We start from the raw sequence: 5,540 nt of genomic DNA, 5'->3' as shown, positions 1-5,540 counted from the left end.
CAGGCAACGTCTGCCCGGCAAGGAGCGGCGTCCGGTGCGTGCTCTCGGCGTGCCGGCCAGAAGTCCTCGTACTGGACGTACTTGGGCTTTCGGCCGGTGCGGCGAGAGTGCGTGCCGGGCGTCGCGACGGGGCGAACGTTGCCTGTTGCGGCCCTAGCTCCGCAGATCCACCAGCAACGGCGGCGCGTGCTCTCCCCCCACCGTGGTGAGCGACAGCACCGCGTGCCCCGGCGGGACCTCGTGCGCCAGCTCGGACGCCGACCAGCGCTCCCGCTCGACCTTCCTTATGGTGACCGCGTCCGTGGTGACGGCCTTTCCGGTGACCAGCTTGCGCAGGGCGTGGATGGCCCGGGTCATCGGCTGATCCGCGAAGACGGTGTGCTTGGCCACGTCACGGGTCTCGACCCACTCCGTGCCCCAGGCGTGGGCGAAGCGGCTGCCGTCCCAGGTCGTGACACCGGAGAACGCCATCCGGCAGCCCACGGCGCCGTACAGCGGCCCGTGCAGCGCCTCGGGGATGTCGCCGATCGTGCGCAGGGCGAGCACCACCCCCGCGTTCTGGGAGCGCAGGCGCTGGATACGGCGTACGGAGTCGGGCGTCAGCGTTCCGGTGGCGTCGTCGAGGACCAGGCAGGCGAAGTGCGGACGCTCGCCGCCGCGTACGACGGCGGTGAACTGGGCCAGTACGAGCCGGGCGAGCAGCCGGGCGGCCTCCTCGTGTCCGTGCTCGGGCAGGTCGATCCGCACCCGCAGCGGATGGTGGGCCACGGCGCGCAGCGAGAAGGCGCGGCTGGTGCCGCCCGCGCCGAAGAAGTCGGCGAAGGCCGGCCGGTCCAGGAGCGCCAGCCGGTCGGCGAGCGCCGGGCCCGCGTCGGCCGGGCTGCCGACCTGCCGCATACGGGCTTCCAGTTCGCGGCGCATTCCGGCGTGCTGCGGCCCCGAGAGGGCTTGGTGCAGGGCGGTCAGGGCCGCCGGTACGCCTTCCAGGAGCTCCCGCAGGACGGACATGGGCGGGAACGTGCCGTGCACGGCCCGGTAGGGGCCGAGGAGTTGGGCGAGCGCGGTGGTGGCCCGCTGGCCGGCCACCGCGTCGAGGTCCCCGGCCAGCCCTTCGGCGAGGAAGGAGGCCGCTTCGTCGGGGTCGTCGGAGTCCGCGTACAGATCGAGGTCGTGGACGGAGGCGGGGTCGCCGATCTTCACCACGACGTCGAAGGCCGAGTCCGGGCCGAGCGGCGTCCCGGCGGCGGCGACCGCGACGACGGCGCACCGCCCGGTGAGCGCCTGCAGGGCGAGCGACTCGACGACGGGTCCGACCAGGTGCCGGGTCTTCCCGGAGCCGGACGGCCCGACGGCGAGCAGGGAGGTGCCCAGGGCCTCCGGATCGAGGGCCGCGCCCCCGCCGTCGTAGGCCTCCGGGGTACGGTCCCCGGTCGTCCACCGCCCGATGCGCACCTGTCCCGCGAGCACGTCGTGCGCCGCGGTGCGGGCGGGCAGATCCCGGGCCCCGGAGGGATGCGTCCAGGCCGCCCCGCCCCGTCGCAGCACGGTGTCGACGAAGGCGGCCAGGCGCGTGGCGTCCCACTTCGCCGTGGTCCACGCGCGCCGCACCCGGGCGCAGTCCACGTCGTTCATCCGGCCGCCGAGCACTTCGGCGGTGAGCAGCTCCGCCGCCTCGTGCTGTCCGGCGTCACGGAGTTCGGGCCACTGGGCGGCGGGCAGGTCCGGCGCGAACTTCGCGGTGCCGGCCTCCTGCGCCTCGTTGCGCGCGGCTCGGGCGGCGAGCCACTCCCTGGCGTATCTCCGCCAGGCGCCGATACGGGCGAACGGCCACACCACGAGCAGGGTGATCAGCGTGTAGAGCCCGTCGGTGATCAGCTGCGACTGGAACAGGTCGTAGCCGCCGGAGACCAGGGCCACGAGGGAGAACAGCGGGGCGACGACCGGCAGGGCGTCCCAGCCGACTCCGGGGAAGGCGTTGGGGAAGACGAACGTCAGGGCGATCAGTGCGCCCAGCGCGGCGAGGGCGGCGCGCAGGGGCTGGGGCCGGGCGGTGACGTAGTGGCGGACGACCTCGGGCCAGCTCCCCAGCCGGCCCATGGTGTAGACCAGCACGCCGAAGAAGACCCCGTTGTAGACCTCGATGGCCTCCGCCCCCTGCCACACCTTGGGCGAGGTGGTGCCGCTCCACCACCAGTCGTCCGGTGTGAACACCTTCAGCACGGCCCACATGTAGGGGACGCTGCCGTGGCGCCACAGCGACCAGACGACCAGTGCCACCACGAGCGGGACCACGAGCCCGACGATCGTGACCGGCGAGAGCCGCTCCCGCCCCTTCGACGGGCGACGCACCCGGTATCCGTACCGCCAGATCCCGGGTCCGGCGGCGGGTCGCGGCTTGTTGAGCCAGTCGGCGACGGTGGGCCGGGGGGCCGGGGACTGCTCCGGCACGGACGGCAGACCCGTGGGCCGCGGCGGCGTTCCCCTCGGTACGGGGGGTACTCCAGGTGGCGGCGGCACGGCGGGTCCCGGCACGGCACCGGTATGCCCGCCCCGCGCGTCCTGCGTCCCGTCGCTGTCCATCGCCCTGCCCCCTGACCAGCCGCTCCGTGCTTCGTCCGCGAGTCAATCTAGTGCCCCTGCGAGGGGAGTTCACCGTTTACGCGGCCGGGTCCGCGCCTTGCCCGGGCGGAGCGGCGACGGACCGGGACCGTCAGCCTCTCGCCCCTCTATGTCCACCGCGGACAACGGATTCCTCCGACAACGCCCACATGGAGCATGCCGACCCTCCGTTCCCGGCCCTAGCCTGCGAAGAAAGAAGTCAAGAGTCCGAAAACACCCCGCCCGGCGCACCCCGTCCGCCGCGGGGCCGTCCGGTTCGCAAGATCATCAGGGAGCCCCTCATGACCGCACTTCCGCAGGAGCGCCGCGTCGTCACCGCCATCCCCGGCCCGAAGTCGCAGGAACTGCAGGCCCGACGCACCGCCGCGGTCGCGGCCGGTGTGGGTTCGGTGCTCCCTGTCTTCACCACGCGCGCCGGCGGCGGCATCATCGAGGACGTCGACGGCAACCGTCTGATCGACTTCGGCTCCGGAATCGCCGTGACCTCCGTCGGCGCGAGCGCCGAGGCCGTCGTACGCCGGGCCTCCGCGCAGCTCCAGGACTTCACCCACACCTGTTTCATGGTCACGCCGTACGAGGGCTACGTCGCCGTCGCCGAGGCGCTGGCCGAGCTCACGCCGGGTGACCACGCCAAGAAGTCGGCCCTGTTCAACTCGGGCGCCGAGGCCGTAGAGAACGCCGTCAAGATCGCCCGTGCGTACACCAAGCGCCAGGCCGTCGTCGTCTTCGACCACGGCTACCACGGCCGTACGAACCTCACGATGGCGCTGACCGCCAAGAACATGCCGTACAAGCACGGCTTCGGCCCGTTCGCGCCCGAGGTCTACCGGGTGCCGGTGGCGTACGGCTACCGCTGGCTGACCGGCCCGGAGAACGCCGGCGCCGAGGCCTCCGCCCAGGCGATCGACATGATCAACAAGCAGATCGGCGCCGACAACGTCGCCGCGATCATCATCGAGCCGGTGCTCGGCGAGGGCGGCTTCATCGAGCCCGCGAAGGGCTTCCTTCCCGCCATCAGCAAGTTCGCCAAGGACAACGGCATCGTCTTCGTCGCGGACGAGATCCAGTCCGGCTTCTGCCGCACCGGCCAGTGGTTCGCGTGCGAGGACGAGGGCATCGTCCCGGACCTGATCACCACCGCCAAGGGCATCGCGGGCGGTCTGCCGCTCGCTGCCGTGACCGGCCGCGCCGAGATCATGGACGCGGCGCACGCGGGTGGCCTGGGCGGCACCTACGGCGGCAACCCCGTGGCCTGCGCGGGCGCGCTCGGCGCGATCGAGACGATGAAGGAGCTCGACCTCAACGCCAAGGCGAAGCACATCGAGGCCGTCATGAAGGCCCGCCTCGGCGCGATGGCCGAGAAGTTCGACGTCATCGGCGACATCCGCGGCCGTGGCGGCATGATCGCCATCGAGCTGGTCAAGGACCGCGCCACCAAGGAGCCCAACGCGGAGGCGACCGCCGCGCTCGCCAAGGCCTGCCACCAGGAGGGCCTGCTGGTCCTGACCTGTGGCACCTACGGCAACGTCCTCCGCTTCCTGCCGCCGCTGGTCATCGGCGAGGACCTGCTGAACGAGGGCCTCGACATCATCGAGCAGGCCTTCGCCCGTATCTGACGCCCCACCCGTCCCAGCCCCGGACCCCGGCCGACCGCCCCGAGCGGATTCCGCTTGGTTCCGGGGCTGCGGCGACCGGGGTCAGAGCGTGTGAAGAACGTGTGCGAGGTGCATGACGGGACGCGATTGCGTCTGTCGGAGCCGGATCCCCTGCCGTAGGTTCTACCCAGATGAGAGATACACCCCGCCCACAGGGGACTGTGGGTGACACCGGGTCGAGGCCTCCCCAGCTTCGCCCTGGTCGTGCCCTCGCGCACACACCCGGAGCTTCCGGCTCCGGATCTCCTCACCGATCGGACAGTCGCCCGCCCCAAACCCCCCGGGGCGCGCGACGACCCGATCTGGACGGCCGCCTCGGAACTACCCCCCCTGTTCCGGGGCGGCCGACCTTCCTCCCCGGGCGTCCCGGACTTCTCGGCTTCCTCGGCCTTCCGGCCCTCCTCTTCGCGCTGATCACCTGGCAGGTCGCGGCCCACGGCCCCCTCGCCCGCGCGGACGAACACCTCAGCGGCCGTCTCGTCCACCCCGACCGCGTCTCCGAACTGCTGGCCGACCTGGGCAATGTCACGGTCGCGGTGCCGGTCCTGGCCGTCGTGCTCGGGTACGTGGCGTGGCGGGCCCGCGCGGCCGGGCGGGAGCGCTGGTGGCTGCCGTCCCTCGCGGCGGCGGCCTTGATGGCCGTCGTTCCGGCATTGATCGTGCCTTTGAAAGAGCTGGTCGCCCGGCCGGGGCCGCCGGTCATGGGCCCGGGCACGGGCTTCTATCCCTCGGGTCACACCGCCACCGCCGTCATCGCGTACGGCGGTGCGGCCCTGGTGCTGATTCCGTGGCTGCGGGGGGCCGGGGCCCGCCGCGCTCTGCTCGTCGGCTGTCTCGCCCTGAACCTGGGCGTCGCCTTCGGCCTGATCCGGCGGGGCTACCACTGGCCGCTGGACGTGGCGGCCAGTTGGTGTCTGTGCACCGTACTGCTGCTGGGGCTCGCGATGTTCCTGAGCCGCAGCAGCACGGGTTGACCGGAGCACACCATCAAGGAACCTTCGGCAGCGCGTCCACGGTCGACGGGTCGAAGTACCCGACGCGGCTGCCAGGTACGTATCCCTTGGGCCTGCCCCGCTTCGCCGGGTGCATCGTCACCGTCATGATGACGTTGATGACAGCGCGCTTCTTGTCGAGGTCAAAGCCCTCCCACGAGACCTTCATCTCTGGGGACCCTAGGCCCTGTCGTCAAATTCCCGTCCGCCCCGCGACGCCATGCACGCACTCTCACCGCACCAGGCACAGACCCGAGTACGTCCAGTACGAGGG

The 5,540-nt window shown here is 72.0% G+C and carries 4 protein-coding genes; 2 read left to right on the top strand and 2 right to left on the bottom strand.

All coding sequences use genetic code 11. The annotated features are described in order from the left end of the window. Positions 1 to 153 precede the first annotated feature (153 nt). Complete coding sequence (locus ABZ656_RS55980; protein ID WP_360280162.1) at positions 154 to 2,580, bottom strand: ATP/GTP-binding protein; 2,427 nt, start codon at positions 2,578 to 2,580, stop codon at positions 154 to 156. Positions 2,581 to 2,900: 320 nt separating this feature from the next. Here ABZ656_RS55980 and gabT point away from each other — a divergent pair, with 320 nt between their 5' ends. Beyond that, positions 2,901 to 4,235, top strand: a complete 1,335-nt coding sequence (gene gabT, locus ABZ656_RS55975; RefSeq protein ID WP_101400954.1) for a 4-aminobutyrate--2-oxoglutarate transaminase — start codon at positions 2,901 to 2,903, stop codon at positions 4,233 to 4,235. Between the two features lie 170 nt (positions 4,236 to 4,405). After that, a complete protein-coding gene (locus ABZ656_RS55970; RefSeq protein ID WP_101400953.1) occupies positions 4,406 to 5,248 on the top strand; it encodes a phosphatase PAP2 family protein in 843 nt (280 codons plus the stop codon). 13 nt (positions 5,249 to 5,261) lie between these two features. Here ABZ656_RS55970 and ABZ656_RS55965 read toward each other — a convergent pair whose 3' ends face one another. Then, positions 5,262 to 5,435 (bottom strand): hypothetical protein, encoded by a 174-nt coding sequence (locus tag ABZ656_RS55965; protein ID WP_180362087.1) that lies wholly within the window; start codon positions 5,433 to 5,435, stop codon positions 5,262 to 5,264. Between the last annotated feature and the right edge of the window lie 105 nt (positions 5,436 to 5,540).

The sequence above is a fragment of the Streptomyces sp. NPDC007095 genome (assembly GCF_040634475.1).
Taxonomy (GTDB): Bacteria; Actinomycetota; Actinomycetes; order Streptomycetales; family Streptomycetaceae; genus Streptomyces.
Note: the sequence above shows the minus strand (reverse complement) of the source record. Positions and strands in the feature narration are given on the sequence as shown.

Bases quoted from the DNA above. Each gene is read 5' to 3' on its own strand.
- ABZ656_RS55980 (WP_360280162.1), bottom strand. From the start codon at position 2,580: ATGGACAGCGACGGGACGCAGGACGCGCGGGGCGGGCATACCGGTGCC.
- gabT (WP_101400954.1), top strand. From the start codon at position 2,901: ATGACCGCACTTCCGCAGGAGCGCCGCGTCGTCACCGCCATCCCCGGC.
- ABZ656_RS55970 (WP_101400953.1), top strand. From the start codon at position 4,406: ATGAGAGATACACCCCGCCCACAGGGGACTGTGGGTGACACCGGGTCG.
- ABZ656_RS55965 (WP_180362087.1), bottom strand. From the start codon at position 5,435: ATGAAGGTCTCGTGGGAGGGCTTTGACCTCGACAAGAAGCGCGCTGTC.